Source organism: Streptomyces sp. 3-6, assembly GCF_056323165.1.
Map to the genome: position 1 here is coordinate 107,506 of NZ_JBWHZP010000006.1, position 20,662 is coordinate 128,167.

A 20,662-nucleotide genomic window follows, 5' to 3' on the forward strand; every position below is an offset into this window, starting at 1 on the left:
CGTACCGGCCGCGCTGACTACCGTGACGGGACTTCGACTCGTTCCCTTGTGTCCCTTCACCACCCCTTGATCCACCGACCCGTCCCCGAATCACACCTTCGAGGGACCTGTGAGAGAGCGTGCCCTGTGGCTGACGTACCTGCCGATCTTGCCGCAGTGTGGCCACGCGTTCTGGAACAGCTCCTCGGTGAGGGCCGGGGGCACGGGGTCGAGGGGAAGGACGAGCACTGGATCAGGCGCTGCCAGCCGCTGGCCCTCGTCGCCGACACCGCGCTGCTGGCCGTGCCGAACGAGTTCGCCAAGGGCGTGCTCGAGGGACGCCTGGCACCCGTCGTCAGCGAGACCCTGAGCCGCGAGTGCGGCCGCCCCATCCGGATCGCCATCACCGTCGACGACTCCGCCGGCGAACCTCCGTCCGCTCCGGCGCCCTCCCCGCCCCGCGCCCAGCCCCGGTACGAGGAGCCCGAACTCCCCACGGCCCGCCCGGAACGCGACCCGTACGAAGGCGGATACGACGGGTACGGCCGCCGCCGCTCCGAGCAGCAGCCCGGCCCTCCCGGTGACCAGCTCCCCACCGCCCGTCCCGCCTACCCGTCCGAGTACCAGCGGCCGGAGCCCGGGTCCTGGCCCCGGCCCACGCAGGACGAGTACGGCTGGCAGCAGCAGCGCCTCGGCTTCCCCGACCGGGACCCGTATGCCTCACCCTCGCAGGACGCCTACGGCGACCGGGAGGGTTATGGGGGCCCGGACGGCTACGGCGGTCCGCCTCCGCAGGACTACCGTCCGCAGCCGATGGAGCGCCCCTCCTACGACCAGCCACGTGCCGACTACGACCCGCCCCGCGGTGACTACGACCGCGGCGATTACGACCCGCGCGACTCCGGACGGCGCGAGCGGCCCGAGCCCCCGACCGGTTCCGGCCACGTCCACCGCGGCGGTCCGGTCGGCCCGAACCTGCCCACCACCGGCGCGCCCGGCCCGCTGGCCGCACAGCCCGCGCCGGCCACCGGCCCCGGCGAACCGACCGCGCGGCTCAACCCGAAGTACCTCTTCGACACGTTCGTGATCGGCGCGTCCAACCGGTTCGCGCACGCGGCCGCGGTCGCCGTCGCCGAGGCACCGGCCAAGGCGTACAACCCCCTCTTCATCTACGGGGAGTCGGGGCTCGGCAAGACGCACCTGCTGCACGCCATCGGGCACTACGCGCGCAGCCTCTACCCGGGCACCCGCGTGCGGTACGTCAGCTCCGAGGAGTTCACCAACGAGTTCATCAACTCGATCCGTGACGGCAAGGGCGACAGCTTCCGCAAGCGGTACCGCGAGATGGACATCCTCCTGGTCGACGACATCCAGTTCCTGGCGGACAAAGAATCGACGCAGGAGGAGTTCTTCCACACCTTCAACACCCTGCACAACGCGAACAAGCAGATCGTGCTCTCCAGCGACCGGCCGCCGAAGCAGCTGGTGACGCTGGAGGACCGGCTGCGGAACCGTTTCGAGTGGGGCCTGATCACCGACGTCCAGCCGCCCGAGCTGGAGACGCGCATCGCGATCCTGCGCAAGAAGGCGGTGCAGGAGCAGCTCAACGCGCCGCCGGAGGTCCTGGAGTTCATCGCCTCGCGGATCTCCCGGAACATCCGTGAGCTGGAGGGCGCGCTGATCAGGGTGACGGCGTTCGCGTCGCTCAACCGCCAGCCGGTGGACCTGGGGCTGACGGAGATCGTCCTGAAGGACCTGATCCCCGGTGGCGACGACTCGGCGCCGGAGATCACCTCGACGGCCATCATGGGCGCCACGGCCGACTACTTCGGGCTCACGGTCGAGGACCTGTGCGGCACGTCCCGCGGCCGGGCGCTGGTCACCGCGCGGCAGATCGCGATGTACCTGTGCCGGGAGCTCACGGATCTGTCGCTGCCGAAGATCGGTGCGCTGTTCGGCGGGCGGGACCACACCACGGTGATGCACGCGGACCGCAAGATCCGCAATCTGATGGCCGAGCGGCGCTCGATCTACAACCAGGTCACCGAGCTCACCAACCGCATCAAGGCAGGCTGAGGCAGACCGCCGGCCCGCCGAGGGCGTCTCCCGGAACCGTCCTGGAGGCCCTTCGTCCTGCCCGGGGGCCCGGGGCTCCGCTGCACACCCTGGGCGGCGGGCGACGCGGTCGCCGCGGGCCCGGTCTCGCGCTGCGGGACACCGCCGGGACCGTCGCCCTCGGCTCCCCTGCCCGCTTCCGAACCGCTGTGGGTGCCGCCGGCACCGGGTCTACCGCTATGTGCCGCCGGCACCGGGTGTACCGCCGTACCGGCCGGACCGGCTCGGCCCGCTCGGCCCGCTCGGCCCGCTCGGCCCGCTCGGCCCGCTCGGCAGGAGAGTCTGCTGCTGCCGCCTCCGTCGCACCGGGGGTTTTCACCGAGTGCTTCCACCGGGCACGCCCGCGCGATGTGTACAGGTGCTGCCCGGAGAGCCGATCACGGCGCCCCCTCACCCACCGTGTCCCGAGCCCGACCGACTGCCCCTCGGTGGTCGCCGCCCCTCGCCGACCGCCCCCGGTGGCCGCCCGCGACGCCCCACAGGCCGTCGTCGGTACGCGCCGCCGAGCGTGGCCCGGACCCGACCCGCGCCCGCCCGGGGCCCCGTCTGGGCCCGCCACCCACCGCGCGATGCCGCAACGATGCCCCGCCATGCCGCACGGCAGTCGGCGCCGTGCGGCACCCGCTGTTCGATTAAGGGCCGGGTTACGGCCGCACTCCACAGATTCCACGACTTTTTCGCGTCCACATCCTGGGGACTGCGAAGTTGTCCCGACCTCGTCCACAGGTCACCCTGGTGAGGAGTGATCGACCCAGGTCAGCAGGTTGGGGATTCGTGGACGAACGATCTCCACAGGCTGTGGACAACCTGCCGGTCCCCAGCCTGTGCACAAAGTTGTCCACGGACAATCCACAGGCTGGAGCCCTTTGTCCCCAGCAAACGCCGTCTTCTCCACATGGCTGTCCACTGTTCGGCAACGCGACGCCCGCCCTCACTGAGTCGAGTGAAAGGCGTCACATCACGGTGCCGCACGGCCCTGTGGGAAAGACGCCGAAAGCTGGGGACGGCTCTGGGGAGAACTCGCCCCGTCCTGTGCACGGTCTGTGCAGAACTTTCTGTTCTCCACAGAAGCCCCTGGTTGTCCACCGCCCCCGCCCACAGGCCCCGTGGACAAAAAATGGGCCATGACCTGCGGAAACGAGGTTATCCACGGTATCCACAGGCCCTACTACTACTCCCAACTAGAGAGAGCGAGGAATTCGTTTCGAAGTGGGTCCTGTGCACAACTCGAGGCTTCGACCCCGGCTGCCCCTCGTCACGACTTGACCCCGACCGGCACCTACTGTCAGTGCGGTGCGTCAGACTGGTCCCGGTGTCCTTCCCCGTACCGGGAGCGATGACACCGAGTCAGACGACGAAGCCAGGCAGGGCGAGAAGCGCCGGCAACAGCAGGAGGCGGCAACAGTGAAGATCCGGGTGGAACGCGACGTACTCGCGGAGGCAGTGGCCTGGGCGGCACGCAGCCTCCCGGCCCGTCCGCCGGCGCCTGTCCTCGCCGGCCTGCTGCTGAAGGCCGAGGACGGTCAGCTCAGCCTGTCCAGCTTCGACTACGAGGTCTCGGCGCGGGTCTCGGTGGAGGCGGAGATCGAGGAGGAGGGCACGGTGCTCGTCTCCGGCCGCCTGCTCGCCGACATCTCCCGCGCCCTCCCCAACCGGCCGGTGGAGATCTCCACGGACGGTGTACGGGCGACGGTGGTGTGCGGATCCTCGCGGTTCACCCTCCACACCCTGCCCGTGGAGGAGTACCCGGCCCTGCCGCAGATGCCGAACGCGACCGGCACGGTCCCGGGGGAGGTCTTCGCCTCCGCCGTGCAGCAGGTCGCCATCGCCGCGGGCCGCGACGACACGCTGCCCGTCCTCACGGGCGTGCGCATCGAGATCGAGGGCGACACCGTGACGCTCGCCTCCACCGACCGCTACCGCTTCGCGGTCCGCGAGTTCCTGTGGAAGCCGGAGAACCCGGAGGCGTCCGCGGTCGCCCTCGTGCCCGCAAAGACGCTGCTGGACACCGCCAAGGCCCTGACCAGCGGCGACCAGGTGATCCTGGCGTTGTCCGGCTCGGGCGCGGGCGAGGGCCTGATCGGTTTCGAGGGCGCCGGCCGCCGCACCACCACGCGACTGCTGGAGGGTGACCTCCCGAAGTACCGCACGCTGTTCCCGACCGAGTTCAACAGCATCGCCGTGATCGAGACCGCCCCCTTCGTGGAGGCCGTGAAGCGCGTGGCGCTGGTCGCCGAGCGCAACACCCCGGTGCGCCTCAGCTTCGAGCAGGGCGTGCTCATCCTGGAGGCCGGTTCCAGCGACGACGCACAGGCTGTGGAAAGGGTCGACGCCCAGCTGGAGGGCGACGACATCTCCATCGCCTTCAACCCGACGTTCCTGCTGGACGGCCTCAGCGCGATCGACTCCCCGGTGGCACAGCTGTCCTTCACCACGTCCACCAAGCCGGCCCTGCTCAGCGGGCGCCCGGCGGTCGACGCGGAGGCGGACGAGGCCTACAAGTACCTGATCATGCCGGTGCGGCTGAGCGGCTGAGCGGCCGGACTGTCCACAGCTGTGCACAGTCCTTCCGGGGTCCGGTGGACCACGGCTCCGCCGAGTCGGCCGGGCCCCGGAAGCCCTGTGGAGGAATCCGCAGGTGGGGGCGTACGCATGAGCGCATACGCCCACAGATGTGCGTGAGCGTCCGGGTTTAGGCTCAGGGCCGTACCCGGCACCCGGCACGGCCGTGCCGTCACGCCACGTCACGTCGCAACCTAAGGAACACAACTGATGGAGCTCGGTCTCGTCGGCCTCGGCAAGATGGGCGGCAACATGCGCGAGCGGATCCGTCGCGCGGGCCACACCGTCGTCGGATACGACCGCAACCCCGACCTCGCCGACGTCCACAGCCTGCACGATCTGGTGGGCAAGCTGACCGGCCCGCGCGTGGTGTGGGTGATGGTGCCGGCCGGTGAGGCCACCCAGGCCACCATCGACGCGCTCGCCGAACTCCTCGAGCCGGGCGACGTCGTGGTGGACGGCGGCAACTCCCGCTGGACGGACGACGAGAAGCACGCCGGGCAGCTGGCCGCCAAGGGCATAGGTTTCGTCGACTGCGGTGTCTCCGGCGGCGTCTGGGGCCTGGAGAACGGCTACGCCCTGATGTACGGCGGCGCCGAGGAGGACGTCGCCAAGGTGCAGCCGATCTTCGACGCGCTCAAGCCGGAGGGCGACTTCGGCTCGGTGCACGCCGGCAAGGTCGGCGCCGGCCACTTCGCGAAGATGGTCCACAACGGCATCGAGTACGCGATGATGCAGGCGTACGCCGAGGGCTGGGAGCTGCTGGAGAAGGCCGACTCCGTCACCGACGTCCGGGAGGTGTTCCGCTCCTGGCAGGAGGGTACGGTGATCCGTTCCTGGCTCCTGGACCTCGCGGTGAACGCCCTGGACGAGGACGAGCACCTGGACGCGCTCCGGGGTTATGCACAGGACTCGGGTGAGGGACGCTGGACGGTGGAGGCGGCCATCGACCACGCGGTGCCGCTGCCCGCGATCACCGCGTCGCTGTTCGCGCGGTTCTCCTCGCGTCAGGAGGACTCGCCGCAGATGAAGATGATCGCGGCCCTGCGCAACCAGTTCGGCGGGCACGCGGTCGAGAAGAAGTAGTCCACAGGGGTCCACGAGCACGGGACCCACAGAACCCACAGAATCCACAGGACACCCAGTCATCCACAGGGCCGTAGGGCGCGGCCCGCGGCGCCGGGGGAGGTCGGCGAAGGACCATGCACGTCACGCACCTGTCGTTGGCCGATTTCCGGTCCTACCCCCGGGTCGAGGTCCCGCTCGACCCGGGGGTGACGGCCTTCGTCGGTCCCAACGGCCAGGGCAAGACGAACCTGGTCGAGGCCGTCGGCTACCTGGCCACCCTCGGCAGTCACCGGGTCTCCTCCGACGCCCCGCTGGTCCGGATGGGGGCCGACCGGGCCGTCGTCCGGGCCCAGGTCCGCCAGGGGGAACGGCAGCAGCTCATCGAGCTGGAGCTGAACCCCGGGCGCGCCAACCGGGCCCGCATCAACCGCTCCTCGCAGGTGAAACCGCGGGACGTGCTGGGCATCGTCCGCACCGTGCTGTTCGCGCCCGAGGACCTGGCGCTGATCAAGGGCGACCCTGGTGAGCGGCGCCGGTTCCTCGACGAGCTGATCACCGCCCGTTCCCCGCGCATGGCCGGGGTCCGCTCCGACTACGACCGGGTGCTCAAGCAGCGCAACACGCTGCTGAAGTCGGCCGCGCTGGCCCGCCGGCACGGCGGCCGCACGCTGGACCTGTCGACGCTGGACGTGTGGGACCAGCACCTCGCCCGTGCGGGGGCCGAACTGCTCGCGCGGCGCCTGGACCTGATCGCGGCGCTCCAGCCGCTGGCGGACAAGGCGTACGAGCAGCTCGCGCCGGGCGGCGGGCCGGTCGCGCTGGAGTACAAGCCGTCCGCGCCCGGCGAGGCGCACACCCGCGAGGACCTGTTCGAGCAGCTCATGGCCGCCCTTGCGGAGGCGCGCAAGCAGGAGATCGAGCGGGGCGTCACCCTGGTCGGTCCGCACCGGGACGATCTGCTGCTGCGGCTCGGCGAGCTGCCGGCGAAGGGGTACGCCTCCCACGGCGAGTCCTGGTCCTACGCGCTCGCCCTGCGGCTGGCGTCGTACGACCTGTTGCGGGCCGAGGGCAACGAGCCGGTGCTGGTCCTCGACGACGTCTTCGCGGAGCTGGACACCCGTCGCCGGGAACGCCTCGCCGAACTCGTCGCCCCCGGTGAGCAGGTGCTGGTGACCGCGGCCGTGGACGACGACGTCCCGCACGTGCTCGCCGGGACGCGGTTCCGGGTGGCGGAGGGCACGGTGGAGCGCGTATGAGCGAGTCCGGTACGCCGGAGGGTGCCCCGGGAGGCGCCCCGCAGCCGTCCGGTGTGGATCTCGCCCGGGTGGCGCTGCGGGCGGCCCGGGAGGCGGCCCGCGCGCGGGGTGACGCGGCGCAGCAGAGGAAGCAGACGCGGCGCGGCGGCCCGCGCTCCGGCGCGGGCGCCGACCGGCGGGATCCGATGGCCCTCGGCGCGGCGATCAACCGGCTGCTGACCGAGCGGGGCTGGGAGGCTCCGGCCGCCGTGGGCGGCGTGATGGGCCGCTGGCCGGAGATCGTCGGCGAGGACGTGGCCAACCACTGCGCGCCCGAGCGGTACGACGAGGACGAGCGGGTGCTGGTCGTGCGCTGCGACTCCACGGCCTGGGCGACCAATCTGCGGCTGCTCGCGCCCGCCCTGGTGGCCCGGCTGAACAAGGACCTCGGGCACGGCACGGTGCGGCAGATCAAGGTCCAGGGTCCGGGCGGTCCCGCACGCCGCTACGGCCCCCTGCGCGCGCCGGGCAGCACCGGCCCGGGGGACACGTACGGGTGACGGGACGCCGATTTCCGGCCCTTCCGCACTGCGTGATCGACATCACATCAAGGCTTCTCAACCCCCTGATCGGGGCGGTGCCGCCCGGTGGGTCCACGCCTCGCACAGGGTGGCGAATCGGCACCTGACTCCTGAGTAGCCAAGGGTTGACGGTCCGAAGCGCTGAGTGCCCTCGTGGACCGCCTGGGGCCCCCATCCGCATATCGGGAGTCGCGAGAGGCCGGTTGAGGGCGGCACATGCGGATCCAGGTACCGGCAAACCCCCATCGATGTCACCGCTACCGGTAGACTGGAGGCAATCCCGCCCCGATCGTGGGGACCGCCCGGGAAAAGCTGAGCAACGCTGATCAAGGCTTACCAACGCAACATGCCGCAGCCGCTCCGGCGACCCTCGCCCACAGGGGGTGCTCCCAGGAGTTCGGCTCGTGCTGTGCCAGAAAGGGCGCTTCGTGGCCGATTCCGGCAACCCCAACGAGATCATCCCGTCCACCGACGCCGGCGCCGAGGCCACCGCCTCGTACGACGCCAGCGCCATCACCGTCCTCGAGGGCCTGGACGCGGTCCGCAAGCGACCCGGCATGTACATCGGTTCGACCGGTGAGCGCGGTCTGCACCACCTGGTGCAGGAGGTCGTCGACAACTCCGTCGACGAGGCGCTGGCCGGCCACGCGGACACCATCGACGTCACGATCCTCGCCGACGGCGGCGTGCGGGTCGTCGACAACGGGCGCGGCATCCCGGTCGGCATCGTCCCCTCCGAGGGCAAGCCGGCCGTCGAGGTCGTGCTGACGGTGCTGCACGCGGGCGGAAAGTTCGGTGGCGGCGGCTACGCGGTCTCCGGCGGTCTGCACGGTGTGGGCGTCTCCGTCGTGAACGCCCTGTCGACCAAGGTGTCCGTCGAGATCAAGACCGACGGCCACCGCTGGACGCAGGACTACAAGCTCGGCGTCCCGACGGCTCCGCTCGCCAAGCACGAGGCCACGGAGGAGCACGGCACCTCGGTCACCTTCTGGGCCGACCCCGACATCTTCGAGACCACCGACTACTCCTTCGAGACGCTGTCGCGGCGCTTCCAGGAGATGGCGTTCCTCAACAAGGGCCTGCGCATCAACCTCACCGACGAGCGGGAGTCGGCGAAGGCCACGGCCGGTGCGGACGAGGCGGGCGAGGACGAGAAGCACGAGGTCAAGCACGTCTCGTACCACTACGAGGGCGGCATCGTCGACTTCGTGAAGTACCTCAACTCCCGCAAGGGCGACGTGGTGCACCCCACCGTGATCGACCTGGAGGCCGAGGACAAGGACAAGAGCCTGTCCCTCGAGATCGCCATGCAGTGGAACGGCGGCTACACCGAGGGCGTCTACTCCTTCGCCAACATCATCCACACCCATGAGGGCGGTACGCACGAAGAGGGCTTCCGCGCCGCGCTGACCTCGCTGATCAACAAGTACGCGCGCGACCGCAAGCTGCTGCGCGAGAAGGACGACAACCTCACGGGCGACGACATCCGCGAGGGCCTGACGGCGATCATCTCGGTCAAGCTGAGCGAGCCCCAGTTCGAGGGCCAGACCAAGACGAAGCTGGGCAACACCGAGGTGAAGACCTTCGTCCAGAAGGTCGTCTACGAGCACCTCGCGGACTGGCTGGACCGCAACCCCAACGAGGCGGCGGACATCGTCCGCAAGGGCATCCAGGCCGCCACGGCGCGGGTGGCCGCCCGCAAGGCCCGCGACCTCACGCGGCGCAAGGGCCTGCTGGAGACGGCGTCCCTGCCGGGCAAGCTCTCCGACTGCCAGTCGAACGACCCCACCAAGTGCGAGATCTTCATCGTCGAGGGCGACTCCGCCGGCGGCTCGGCCAAGTCCGGCCGCAACCCGGAGTACCAGGCGATCCTCCCGATCCGCGGCAAGATCCTCAACGTCGAGAAGGCGCGGATCGACAAGATCCTGCAGAACCAGGAGATCCAGGCGCTGATCTCCGCCTTCGGCACGGGCGTGCACGAGGACTTCGACATCGAGAAGCTCCGCTATCACAAGATCATCCTCATGGCGGACGCCGACGTCGACGGCCAGCACATCAACACCCTGCTGCTGACCTTCCTGTTCCGCTTCATGCGGCCGCTGGTCGAGGCCGGCCACGTGTTCCTGTCCCGCCCTCCGCTGTACAAGATCAAGTGGGGTCGTGACGAGGTGGAGTACGCCTACTCCGACCGCGAGCGCGACGCGCTGATCGAGATCGGGCGGCAGCGGGGCAAGCGCATCCGTGAGGACTCCATCCAGCGCTTCAAGGGCCTCGGCGAGATGAACGCCGAGGAGCTGCGCGTGACGACCATGGACCAGGAGCACCGCGTCCTCGGCCAGGTCACGCTCGACGACGCGGCGCAGGCCGACGACCTGTTCTCGGTCCTGATGGGCGAGGACGTGGAGGCCCGCCGCCAGTTCATCCAGCGCAACGCCAAGGACGTCCGCTTCCTCGACATCTGAGTCGGTCTCAGCTGACCGCACCAGGAAGGATCTTCACCAGCAATGACCGACGAGAACACTCCCGTCACGCCCGAAGAGGACGGCCTCGCGCTGCGCGTCGAGCCGGTCGGGCTCGAGACGGAGATGCAGCGCTCCTACCTCGACTACGCGATGTCCGTCATCGTCTCGCGTGCGCTGCCCGACGTCCGTGACGGCCTCAAGCCCGTCCACCGCCGGGTGCTGTACGCGATGTACGACGGCGGCTACCGCCCCGAGCGCGGCTTCTACAAGTGCGCGCGCGTGGTCGGCGACGTCATGGGCAACTACCACCCGCACGGCGACTCCTCGATCTACGACGCGCTGGTCCGCCTCGCGCAGCCGTGGTCGATGCGCATGCCGCTGGTGGACTCCAACGGCAACTTCGGCTCCCCGGGCAACGACCCGGCGGCGGCGATGCGGTACACCGAGTGCAAGATGGCGCCGCTGTCGATGGAGATGGTCCGTGACATCGACGAGGAGACCGTCGACTTCACGGACAACTACGACGGCCGCTCCCAGGAGCCGACCGTTCTGCCTGCCCGCTTCCCGAACCTGCTGATCAACGGCTCGGCGGGCATCGCGGTCGGCATGGCCACCAACATCCCGCCGCACAACCTGCGCGAGGTGGCCTCCGGCGCCCAGTGGTACCTGGAGAACCCGGAGGCGTCCCAGGAGGACCTGCTCGACGCGCTGATGGAGCGCATCAAGGGCCCCGACTTCCCGACCGGCGCCCTGGTGGTGGGCCGCAAGGGCATCGAGGAGGCGTACCGCACCGGCCGCGGGTCGATCACCATGCGCGCGGTGGTCGAGGTCGAGGAGATCCAGAACCGCCAGTGCCTGGTCGTCACCGAGCTGCCCTACCAGGTCAACCCGGACAACCTCGCGCAGAAGATCGCCGACCTGGTGAAGGACGGCAAGATCGGCGGCATCGCCGACGTGCGCGACGAGACCTCCTCGCGCACCGGCCAGCGCCTGGTCATCGTGCTCAAGCGGGACGCGGTCGCCAAGGTCGTGCTGAACAACCTGTACAAGCACACCGACCTGCAGACGAACTTCGGCGCCAACATGCTGGCGCTGGTCGACGGCGTGCCGCGCACGCTGTCCCTGGACGCGTTCATCCGCCACTGGGTGACGCACCAGATCGAGGTCATCGTCCGCCGGACGCGCTTCCGCCTGCGCAAGGCCGAGGAGCGCGCCCACATCCTGCGCGGCCTGCTGAAGGCCCTGGACGCCATCGACGAGGTGATCGCGCTGATCCGGCGCAGCGACACCGTCGAGATCGCGCGCGGGGGCCTGATGGACCTCCTGGAGATCGACGAGATCCAGGCCAACGCCATCCTGGAGATGCAGCTGCGCCGGCTGGCCGCCCTGGAGCGCCAGAAGATCGTCCAGGAGCACGACGAACTGCAGGCGAAGATCGACGAGTACAACCAGATCCTCGCCTCCCCGGTGCGCCAGCGCGGCATCGTCAGCGAGGAACTGGCCGCGATCGTCGAGAAGTACGGCGACGACCGCAAGACGAAGCTGATCCCCTATGAAGGCGACATGTCCATCGAGGACCTGATCGCCGAGGAGGACATCGTCGTCACGGTCACCCGCGGCGGCTACATCAAGCGCACCAAGACGCACGACTACCGCGCCCAGAAGCGCGGCGGCAAGGGCGTGCGCGGCACGAAGCTCAAGGAAGACGACATCGTCAACCACTTCTTCGTGTCCACGACGCACCACTGGCTGCTGTTCTTCACCAACAAGGGCCGCGTCTACCGCGCCAAGGCCTACGAGCTGCCCGACGCCGGGCGGGAGGCACGCGGTCAGCACGTGGCCAACCTGCTGGCCTTCCAGCCGGACGAGGTGATCGCCGAGATCCTGGCGATCCGCGACTACGAGGCCGCGCCGTACCTGGTGCTCGCCACCAAGGCCGGTCTGGTCAAGAAGACCGCGCTGAAGGACTACGATTCTCCGCGTTCGGGTGGTGTGATCGCGATCAACCTGCGCGAGCAGGAGGACGGTTCCGACGACGAACTGATCGGCGCCGAGCTGGTGTCGGCCGACGACGACCTCCTGCTGATCAGCAAGAAGGCGCAGTCGATCAGGTTCACCGCCACGGACGACACGTTGCGTCCCATGGGCCGTGCGACCTCGGGCGTCAAGGGCATGAGTTTCCGTGAAGGGGACGAGCTGCTCTCGATGAATGTTGTTCGACCCGGTACGTTCGTGTTCACTGCTACGGACGGCGGGTACGCGAAGCGGACCGCCGTCGACGAGTACCGCGTCCAGGGTCGCGGCGGCCTCGGCATCAAGGCCGCCAAGATCGTCGAGGACCGCGGCACCCTCGTCGGCGCGCTGGTGGTCGAGGAGACCGATGAGATCCTCGCCATCACGCTGTCGGGCGGCGTGATTCGTACGCGAGTCAACGAGGTCAGGGAGACGGGCCGTGACACCATGGGCGTCCAACTGATCAATCTGGGCAAGCGCGATGCCGTGGTCGGCATCGCCCGTAACGCCGAGGCGGGACGCGAGGCGGAGGAAGTCGACGGCGACGTGGCCGTGGACGAGACCGACGAGAGTGCCGCGACCACCGGTGCGGCCGAGGGTGAGGCGCCCTCGGCCGAGTAGGACGAGGAGTGAGTCAGCGTGAGCGGAGCCACGGGCGCCGGACCGGCCGGTACCAGTACGGGGACGGACGGCGGTGCCCGTGGCTCGGCCGCGCCGGCGAACGATCCGCACACCACCAACCTCAAGCCGGTGAAGGACGACACCCGCGCGTCCGGCCCGCAGAGGCCCTCCGGGGCCGGCGGGACGGACGGCCGCGGGGCACAGCAGGCCGCGTCGCGCGGCGCCGCCCCGTCGGCCTCCCCGCTGCCCGGTGAGCGGCAGTCGCAGCAGCAGGCGGGCCCCTACCACCCCCCGCAGGCCTACCCGGCGCAGGCCGGGGCGGCCACCGGCCAGACCGGCGCGGTCCGCCGCCCGCGCACCGGGGCGCGCACCACCCCGCGCGTGCGCAAGGCGCGCCTGCGGGTGGCCAAGATGGACCCCTGGTCGGTGATGAAGGTCAGCTTCCTGCTCTCCATCGCCCTCGGTGTCTGCACGATCGTCGCGTCGGCGGTGCTGTGGATGGTCATGGACGCCATGGGTGTGTTCTCCACCGTGGGCGGCACCATCTCCGAGGCGACCGGCTCCAACGAGTCCAACGGCTTCGACCTGCAGTCGTTCCTGTCGCTGCCCAACGTCCTGCTCTTCACCTCGATCATCGCGGTCATCGACGTCGTCCTGGCGACGGCCCTCGCGACCCTCGGTGCCTTCATCTACAACCTCTCCGCGGGCTTCGTGGGCGGCGTCGAGCTGACGCTGGCCGAGGACGAGTGAGGGGCGCGCAGAGCCTTCCCGGCCTGCTCCGACGGCCCTGCGACAACCGATTTTGGGACTGCCCCGGTCGTGCGCTAATCTTCAGGAGTCAGCGCGCGGGACGCACCCCGCAGAGCGCGGCGGGGCTATAGCTCAGTTGGTTAGAGCGCATCCCTGATAAGGATGAGGTCACTGGTTCAAATCCAGTTAGCCCCACCAGCACGAAGACCCCCAGCCGGTAACGGCTGGGGGTCTTCGGCGTTCACGGCGTGGCAGTTCCGGGCCGAAGCCGCTACGCCGACCTCTTCGGATCACCGGCGGTCCGCTTCACTCGAAGGCGTTGGAAACCCAAGACGGTCCAGACCGGCACGGAGATGCCGGCGCACACGATGAAGACGGGCGAGCCGGCTGCGTCCGGGCGGCCGATGAGCCACACAACGGCTCCTGCCGCCCACCACGCGGCGACCACGAACGCCGCCGCGGGGCTGCTGTGTGCCCAGGTCAGGAACCGGCGCTTCGTCACGATGCCCCCTCCGTGTCGGATGCCTCCGGTCCGCTGCTTCCCTGCGTACGGGGAGAGGAACGGATCACTGGCCGTCGCACAGGCGCGAGGAAGGACGGGGCCGGCCGCTGCGGGTGGTCCGGTGGGTGGGCATGGGGAAGGCCCGGCTGCTCGCGGGGAGCTGCCGGGCCTGGGGCGTGCCGTGCGGTGCTGTACGCAAGTTCGCCAGGACTCGGGGGAGCGGAACGGCACGGGATGAGGTGTCCCCAGGGGGTTCAGCGCTGCAGCGGGAGGCGATGGCCGGTGAGGGCGCCGGCCGGTGCCGTGGCGTCGTCCGGGGCGGTGGCGTCGTCGGCGCAGTCCGGGGCCGCCGGTGCGGCCGCGGAGTCGGCGAACGGGTGCTGACGGCAGCCGGGCGACGTGCCGTGGGCCTCGGCGCGGATGCGCTGCTTCATCGTGGGGGGCAGTGACCTGGCGTGCGGGTGGACCCGGAGGGACGAAGCCGGTGCCGTCGCCTCGCGTGCGCTCTCGCTGTTGCGGCTCGTCTCGCTCTGCTGTACAGCGGCGGAGGCCGTCGTGGTGATCAGGCCGAGCGCCGTGCACAGCGCGAGGAAGGCGGTGACGATGACGGTCCAGAGCTTCATGACCTTGTTCCTGGCCACGGTCCCTCACTTTCGGGTTGGGCGATTTGCGTACTTTCCTCATGATGTGTATGGGCGCCGCGAAGTGGTGGACCGACGCCCGTGGCGCGTCGATGTTCAGATCAACACCACTCGGATGGGCGCAAGAGGGAGGAAAACGCGAGGAGGCGGGAGAGAAGGGGGCGAAATCACCGTCCGTGCGGGTGTCGTGACCCTCCGGTGAGGCCGGTGGTTACGGCCTCTACTCGGCGCACCGCAGCGCGAGTTGAGGGGCCCGGGCAGGTCACCGATTGGTATCGGCCGGTGTGTATAGTCGGGCGCCAGAAGTCCCCTACGTCAAGGAAAGACGAGGTAGCGCGGTGAAGAAGCTTCTCCTGGTCGCACTGGCCGCCATCGGCGGGCTCCTCGTGTACCGCCAGATCCAGGCGGATCGCGCCGAGCAGGATCTGTGGACGGAGGCGACTGACTCCGTGCCCACGGGTTCCTGAGTACCGACAGCCGAGCTGAACACGCCCCGACCGCCCCGGCGGTCGGGGTTTCGTGTGTCACGGGGTCCTGTCGCCGGACCCGGTCCGCGCGGCAGGATGGGCGCCTGATCGACGTCCGGGATACGACGAGGGGTGGCGCGTGAGGGGACGGCGGTGTAAGGCGGGGGAGCGCACACGAGCCGGGCGGGACGGCGGGTCCACGGCCCGGCGGACGGGCGTCCTCGTACTCGCCTCCGCGGTGATGCTCGGGGCGCTGGGCGCCCGGCCCGTGCAGGCGGCGCCCGGGGCCCCGGGGAGCTACGCCTTCGCCGAGGACGCCGTGCGCGTGGCGGGGGCGCGGAGCACCGCGGACGCGCAGCCGCTGGAGGCGGGACGGGCCTACCGCAGCACCCTCCCGGCCCGCGGCACGGTCCACTACGGCCTGCGGCTCGACAGCGCCTCCACCGCGTACGTCTCGGCGACCGCCGTTCCGCCGGCCGACCTGCGCGCCTCCTCGGTCACCGACGGGATCAGGGTGAGCCTCCGGGACTCCCGGGGACGTTCCTGCGACGTCGACACCGCCGGCTTCGGGGCCGCGGGCAGCCCGCACCCGGTCGCGGCGTCGGCCGTCCGCGACGTCTCCCGCCGCACGTCGCTGTGCAAGGAGGCCGGTACCTACTTCGTGACCGTCGAGCGCACCGACCCCGACGGCGAGGGGGTCTCCCCTCGTGACTGGGACCTGGAACTCGCCGTGGTGACGGAGCCGCCGCTGGAGCGGGAGGACGCCACGCGGGCGCCCCGGGAATGGAACTCGGCACCCCCCGAGCCCGTCGCCGGGACGGCCGAACGACGGGCGGGCGGCGCCGGGTTCACGCGGGCGACCCCGCTCGGCGAGGGGGTGTGGCGGGACGACGTGCACCCCGGCAGCACGCTCTTCTACACGGTGCCCGTGGACTGGGGCCAGCAGGTGTCCGTCACGGCCGAACTGGGCAGCACCGACGGCGACGGCAAGGGCTTCGTCGCCGCGGCCCTGGACCTCGACCTCTACAACCCCGCCCGCGGCCACGTCGCCGACGTGCGGGTGGCCTACGACGGCGGCCAGAAGGCGGGCAGCCTGCCCGTCCTGCCTCCCGTCGCGCACGCCAACCGTCATGCGGCGACCGCCAGGACCGGGGCGGTGCGTGCCGCCGGCACGTATTATCTCGTGGCCCATCTGGCGGCGGAGGTCGCCGACGACTTCGGCACCGGTCCGGTACCGCTGACGCTCCGGGTGCGGGTGGACGGGGCGGCGCAGTACGGGCCCGCCTACGCGGGGCAGACCGTCCCCTCGGGCGTCTTCACGGTGACCGAGGCCGACCGGCGTGCGGCGGACGAGGGCTCCGGGGGAGGCGGGACCGCGATGCTGGCCCTGGCGGTCGGCGGTCTCGGCGCCGGCAGCGCGTTGCTGGCGGGGCTCGGCGTGTGGACGGTCGTGGCCCGCCGCAGAGCCACCTCGTAGCGCGGAAGCGCGCCCCTCCCAGCCGCCTGCGAGGGGCGCGCTTCCGCGCCTCGTTCTCGATTCTGCCGCCGCCCTCTGTCGCGGGTGTCCCCTGTTCCCCCCGCGCCCGTGCTCCCGTGAGCCGCCCGTGTGCCGATGTGCCGACGGGGCCGGCGACCGAGGGCTGAGGTGGTGGGCGGCTGAGGTGGTGGGGCGGGCCGGTTGCGGTGCGTCGGTGCGTTCAGAGGCGGCTGAGGGCCCAGAAACCCACTGCGTAACAGAGGAAGGCCAGCAGCAGCAGCGGTACGGCCGCCTTCGCGGGCGGGCCGGGACGCCGGGGACGGCGGTGGGCCGGGGACGAACCGGTGGCCGGTGCCGACAGTGCCTCGCCGGGAGGCGGAACCTGCGGGGCCTGGGCGGTGTATTCCGCAGTAGAGGCATCGGCGTACGGGTGTCCGGCCGGGGCCTGGTACGCCGGAGGACGAGGGTGCTGGGGGGTGTGCAACGGATGCGTGGGGTCGTGCGGGGAGGCGCCCTGGAGAGCGGCGGGGAGCGGCTGTTGGGGAGAAGCGTGCGGGGCCTGCTGCTGTGGCTCCGGCTGTGCCGGCTGGTACTGCCCCGGTGGTTCGTACGCCCGGCCCGGGGCCGGGGTGGGTCCGTGCGGCGGCCAGGGCGACGGGGGCGGCGAGTGCGGTGGCGCCTGCGGTGCCGGAGCCGGTGGGGGCGGCTGCTGCGCGACGGGGGGAGACGGTGCCGGACTCGGGGTGGGGGTCGCGTCGGGTGGCGGGAGATGAAAGCTCCCGGTGTCCGACATGCTGGGCTGTGGCTGTGGCTGTGGCTGTGGCTGGTGTTGGGGCGCGGGCGGGGCCTCGCCTGGGGGCGCGCCGGACGGGACACCGTTGACAGGCGTGGCAGGCGTGGCAGGCGTGGCGGTGGGGCGGCGGGGATCGTCGGGTGGGGACGCCGTGGCGCTGTTGTGGCCGTGTGCCGCGGGAGGTGCCGCCGGCTGCGCCTCCAGGGGGGCGACAGGACCGGACGGGGCGGGTCCGGGCGGTGTGCCGGCTCCCCCGGGGACAGCGGAGGGACGTACGGGGACCGGCGTGGACGGGTGCGGGCCGACCGGGTCCCTGTCGGTCGTGTCGCCGTCGCCATGTAGGTTGCCGACTTCGCTGTCGTGGGCGTTCAGGAAACCGTCGGCGGCCTCGGGCGAGAGGGCCTCACCCTGTTCGGTGCCGGAGGGGTCGGAGGCGGCGCTCACCCGTTCTCCGGCCGGCGAGCCGGGTCGCGCGCCCGGGTCCTCCACGCCGGAGTCCCCTGCCGAGAGCCGGTGGGCCTCGGTGGTGGCCGTGGCCCCGCCGGTCCCGCCGAGCCGTACGCCGGACGCGCGTCCCAGCGGCCCGTCGGGCCCGAATCCCGGGGGGAGCGGCCCGAGTTGGTCGAAGATCTCGATCTGCTCGTCGTCGGGTCCCGGCTCCGGAAGGAGTTCCGCTGCCGCGGCAAGCGCCTTGCGCGCCCCGGTGGCGGTGCGGAAGCGGGCGTCGGGATCCGGTTGCAGCAAGGTCGCCACGACCTGCCACAAGGGCTCGGGGATGCCCTGGGGTGCGCCGGGTGTTCCGTGGTCGACGAAGTGCTGGACGAGAGCCTTGCTGTCCGGTTTGGCGCCCTCCAGCAGATACAGGGCGACCAGGCCCACGGCGAAGAGGTCGGAGGGGAAATCCGGCTCGGAGCCCATCATCTGCTCCGGCGCCAGGTAACCGGGGGTTCCCACCACCAGGTTGGTCTCCGTCAACCGGGGTTCGCCCAGGCGCATCGCGATGCCGAAGTCGGAGAGGCGCAGCCGCGGGCGCCGGGTACCGGTCGCCTCCAGGAGCACGTTGGCGGGCTTGATGTCACGGTGGACGACCCCCTCCGCGTGAACGGCGGCCAGCCCGGCGAGCAGCTGGTCCAGCAGGGTGCACACGACGTGCGGCGGCAGGGGGCCGTAGTCGCCGACCAGGTGGACCAGCGAACCGCCGGCGACCAGGTCCATGGTGAACAGGACCTTGTCGTCGTCGGCGGCCCAGCTGGTGGGGGCGAGCACATGGGGGTGATCGATGCGCAGAGCCTGTTCGCGGACGAAGCGGAGGAGGGAGTGGGCATCGCTCTGCAGCAGCACTTTGGCCGCCACATAGCGGCGCCGCCGGTGGTCCCAGGCGCGCCAGACGGCGCCCACCCCTCCGCGTCCGATCGGGTCGGCCAGCTCATAGCGGCCGGCGAACACCTCACCCATGGCGTGCCTCGCCCCTCCCCTGTGCCGTCGCCCTCCGCGTCCCGTGGCCGGGCGAGGATCAGTTCTGGTGCGACTGGTAGTGCGCCACCGCGTCGGAGGTGCGGCCCGCTCCGTAGACGCGGAGGAACTCGGCCAGTTCCGGGTGGGTGGGGGCGAGGGAGTCGGCGGCCTCGATGATGTCGCCGGCCGCCGCCACCGAACGCAGCAGGGACTGGATCTCGCGGACCACCCGCTTGACCGTGGGAGCGCCCGAAGTGCTGGTCGTCTGCGTGGTGTTGCTGAGCACCGACCCGCCCTGCGACTTCTTGATCTCCTCCATGCGCTCGGTCGCCTCGGCTGCGCTGACACTTCCGTCCGCGACCTGTCCCGCGAGGTCCTGCAACAGCTGGACCCGCTGGACGACCGCGGGGTTGCCGATCTTGGCCCGCTGGCCGCTCATGAGCTGTGACAGCATCGGCGCGGACAGGCCGAGCACACCGGCGAGACGAGCCTGATTGAGGCCCAGGTCGTCTATGAGCCTACGGAAGAGCGCCCCCAGTGGCTCCCCGTACCAGTTCCGCTGCAGTTCCCGCGCTCTTGCGGTGGCTTCCTGCTGTGCGGCGTCCATTGCGTCTCCCCATCGCTTCCCCAAGAACCGCGGTTCGCTGTAGCGAACCACGTCCGAGCATCTTACGGAGAGTGGTCGGTCACGGGGACCCCCAATCCTTTTGCCGAATCCCCGGGGTGACCCGGTACTCTGGTGTGCGACGCCCGCCGGGATGCTCTTTCCGGGCGGATGCTTCGTTTCCGGGGCCTTAGCTCAGTTGGTAGAGCGCTGTCTTTGCATGGCAGATGTCAGGGGTTCGACTCCCCTAGGCTCCACGACCGGACCCCTCCGATCTGCGGAAAAGCGGATGGAGGGGTCCTTCGTTTCACGTGAAACAGCGCTGTGGGCCGGGAGATCGCTCGGATCTCCCGGCCCACAGCGCGGTCGGCGGCCGTCGCGCGTCAGGTCTGGTCGTCGCGCTTGGCGGCCTCCTCTTCGGCCTCCTTGGCCTGGACCTCCGGGTCCAGGGTGGCGCCGCTGCCGTCCACGGACGTCAGTGTGGTGCCCTCGGGGACGTCCGTCGCGGCCGGAGGTTCCACCAGCCAGTCCGGATTGGCCTGCTGGTCCCACCACTTCCAGGCGGCGTAGGCGCCACCCGCGACGGCGCCGGCGATCAGGATCACCTTGGCGACCCGGCCGGCCTTGGCCCGGCGCTGCTGCTTGCGGACCAGCTTCTGGATCTGCCGCGCGGTGACCTGACCGCGCAGCGCGGCCAGGGCCGCAGCGCTGCGGGCAGCGGCTTCCTCCGTGACCGGACCGGCGACGGCGATCGCCTGCTCGATCCGGGGACGGGAGTAGTCGGCGGCCTGCCGTGCCGCCTTGCGCGTGCGGACGGCGGCTTCCTGGGCGGCGTGGTCGACCTTCGGCGGCACGTGCGTCCGGGCCTGCTCCAGGTATGGCTGGATGTGCGCGCCGTACTGGACACGGGCCTGGCCTGCGGCCTGCGTCACCTTGGGCGCCAGCCGTACGCGCGCCTCCTGTGCGTAGTGCGCGGCCCTTTCCTTGGCCGTGTCGGCGTAGGGCGCCACCACTTCCGCGGCGTGCAGCACGCTGTCCTTCGCCGAACCGGTCGCGGCGCGCACGCTGTCGATGCGGGTCACGGGTTCCTCCTCCTCGGTGGCGTACGGTATTTCGACTTTCCACCCTTTTACGGATCATGCATCGCGCGCGGCCGTCGGGCATGCGCGGACGGGCATACGGGTGCCGGTGCCGTTGCCGGTGCAGCGGATCGAATGCGATAGAGGACGAAGCGGTCATTCAAGGGGCTTGTGGGCGACGATGCCACGGATCGCCGCGCTGCGCGCCTGTCGGGCGCACACTCGCCGGACTTCCCGAAGGATGTACGCGGGTGTACG

14 protein-coding genes and 2 tRNA genes are annotated in these 20,662 nt (G+C 70.9%); 12 read left to right on the plus strand and 4 right to left on the minus strand.

The window, feature by feature from the left end; genetic code table 11:
- The first annotated feature begins 126 nt into the window (after positions 1-126).
- The 9 genes from dnaA to AC02VZ_RS10935 all read left to right on the plus strand — a co-directional run bounded on the left by dnaA (position 127) and on the right by AC02VZ_RS10935 (position 13,584).
- Positions 127-2,055 (plus strand): chromosomal replication initiator protein DnaA, encoded by a 1,929-nt coding sequence (gene dnaA, locus AC02VZ_RS10895; RefSeq protein ID WP_476475243.1) that lies wholly within the window; start codon positions 127-129, stop codon positions 2,053-2,055.
- Between the two features lie 1,443 nt (positions 2,056-3,498).
- Positions 3,499-4,629 (plus strand): DNA polymerase III subunit beta, encoded by a 1,131-nt coding sequence (gene dnaN, locus AC02VZ_RS10900; RefSeq protein ID WP_362094413.1) that lies wholly within the window; start codon positions 3,499-3,501, stop codon positions 4,627-4,629.
- A 237-nt stretch (positions 4,630-4,866) separates the two neighbouring features.
- Positions 4,867-5,742: a phosphogluconate dehydrogenase (NAD(+)-dependent, decarboxylating) gene (gene gnd / locus AC02VZ_RS10905; RefSeq protein WP_432058738.1), complete on the plus strand. Its 876-nt coding sequence runs from the start codon at positions 4,867-4,869 to the stop codon at positions 5,740-5,742.
- A 116-nt stretch (positions 5,743-5,858) separates the two neighbouring features.
- A complete protein-coding gene (gene recF, locus AC02VZ_RS10910) occupies positions 5,859-6,980 on the plus strand; it encodes a DNA replication/repair protein RecF (protein ID WP_432058739.1) in 1,122 nt (373 codons plus the stop codon).
- On the plus strand, positions 6,977-7,519 hold the full coding sequence (locus tag AC02VZ_RS10915) for a DciA family protein (protein WP_432058740.1): 543 nt from the start codon (positions 6,977-6,979) through the stop codon (positions 7,517-7,519). Before recF ends, AC02VZ_RS10915 begins: the two co-directional genes overlap by 4 nt.
- Before the next feature lie 449 nt (positions 7,520-7,968).
- Complete coding sequence (gene gyrB / locus AC02VZ_RS10920; RefSeq protein WP_432058747.1) at positions 7,969-10,002, plus strand: DNA topoisomerase (ATP-hydrolyzing) subunit B; 2,034 nt, start codon at positions 7,969-7,971, stop codon at positions 10,000-10,002.
- A 42-nt stretch (positions 10,003-10,044) separates the two neighbouring features.
- Positions 10,045-12,636: a DNA gyrase subunit A gene (gene gyrA / locus AC02VZ_RS10925; RefSeq protein WP_432058741.1), complete on the plus strand. Its 2,592-nt coding sequence runs from the start codon at positions 10,045-10,047 to the stop codon at positions 12,634-12,636.
- 18 nt (positions 12,637-12,654) lie between these two features.
- Complete coding sequence (locus tag AC02VZ_RS10930; protein ID WP_432058742.1) at positions 12,655-13,386, plus strand: DUF3566 domain-containing protein; 732 nt, start codon at positions 12,655-12,657, stop codon at positions 13,384-13,386.
- 121 nt (positions 13,387-13,507) lie between these two features.
- A tRNA-Ile gene (locus AC02VZ_RS10935) sits at positions 13,508-13,584 on the plus strand.
- 558 nt (positions 13,585-14,142) lie between these two features.
- On the opposite strand, the gene AC02VZ_RS10940 is transcribed toward AC02VZ_RS10935, so the two are convergent.
- Entirely contained in the window at positions 14,143-14,529 is a 387-nt protein-coding gene (locus AC02VZ_RS10940; protein WP_432058743.1) for a DUF6344 domain-containing protein, read from the minus strand.
- Between the two features lie 338 nt (positions 14,530-14,867).
- Here AC02VZ_RS10940 and AC02VZ_RS10945 point away from each other — a divergent pair, with 338 nt between their 5' ends.
- Together AC02VZ_RS10945 and AC02VZ_RS10950 are read left to right on the plus strand one after the other, a co-directional pair.
- Positions 14,868-14,996 carry a DLW-39 family protein gene (locus AC02VZ_RS10945; protein WP_003999697.1) on the plus strand — a complete coding sequence of 43 codons (129 nt, stop codon included), beginning with the start codon at positions 14,868-14,870 and terminating at the stop codon, positions 14,994-14,996.
- A gap of 241 nt (positions 14,997-15,237) precedes the next feature.
- Positions 15,238-16,473, plus strand: coding sequence for a hypothetical protein (locus tag AC02VZ_RS10950; protein ID WP_432058744.1), 1,236 nt, complete (start codon positions 15,238-15,240; stop codon positions 16,471-16,473).
- Between the two features lie 220 nt (positions 16,474-16,693).
- On the opposite strand, the gene AC02VZ_RS10955 is transcribed toward AC02VZ_RS10950, so the two are convergent.
- On the minus strand, positions 16,694-18,721 hold the full coding sequence (locus AC02VZ_RS10955) for a serine/threonine-protein kinase (protein ID WP_476475244.1): 2,028 nt from the start codon (positions 18,719-18,721) through the stop codon (positions 16,694-16,696).
- A gap of 58 nt (positions 18,722-18,779) precedes the next feature.
- On the minus strand, positions 18,780-19,328 hold the full coding sequence (locus tag AC02VZ_RS10960) for a helix-turn-helix domain-containing protein (RefSeq protein WP_362094048.1): 549 nt from the start codon (positions 19,326-19,328) through the stop codon (positions 18,780-18,782).
- Between the two features lie 181 nt (positions 19,329-19,509).
- Here AC02VZ_RS10960 and AC02VZ_RS10965 point away from each other — a divergent pair.
- Positions 19,510-19,582 (plus strand) — tRNA-Ala (locus tag AC02VZ_RS10965).
- Positions 19,583-19,708: 126 nt separating this feature from the next.
- On the opposite strand, the gene AC02VZ_RS10970 is transcribed toward AC02VZ_RS10965, so the two are convergent.
- The gene (locus AC02VZ_RS10970; RefSeq protein WP_432058178.1) at positions 19,709-20,407 is read right to left on the minus strand and encodes a DUF5324 family protein; all 699 of its coding nucleotides are present in this window, start codon (positions 20,405-20,407) and stop codon (positions 19,709-19,711) included.
- Positions 20,408-20,662: the final 255 nt, after the last annotated feature.

Coding starts and splice junctions, on each gene's coding strand:
- AC02VZ_RS10950 (WP_432058744.1), top strand. CDS start 15,238: ATGCTCGGGGCGCTGGGCGCCCGGCCCGTGCAGGCGGCGCCCGGGGCC.
- AC02VZ_RS10960 (WP_362094048.1), bottom strand. CDS start 19,328: ATGGACGCCGCACAGCAGGAAGCCACCGCAAGAGCGCGGGAACTGCAG.
- gnd (WP_432058738.1), top strand. CDS start 4,867: ATGGAGCTCGGTCTCGTCGGCCTCGGCAAGATGGGCGGCAACATGCGC.
- AC02VZ_RS10915 (WP_432058740.1), top strand. CDS start 6,977: ATGAGCGAGTCCGGTACGCCGGAGGGTGCCCCGGGAGGCGCCCCGCAG.
- AC02VZ_RS10955 (WP_476475244.1), bottom strand. CDS start 18,721: ATGGGTGAGGTGTTCGCCGGCCGCTATGAGCTGGCCGACCCGATCGGA.
- gyrA (WP_432058741.1), top strand. CDS start 10,045: ATGACCGACGAGAACACTCCCGTCACGCCCGAAGAGGACGGCCTCGCG.
- recF (WP_432058739.1), top strand. CDS start 5,859: ATGCACGTCACGCACCTGTCGTTGGCCGATTTCCGGTCCTACCCCCGG.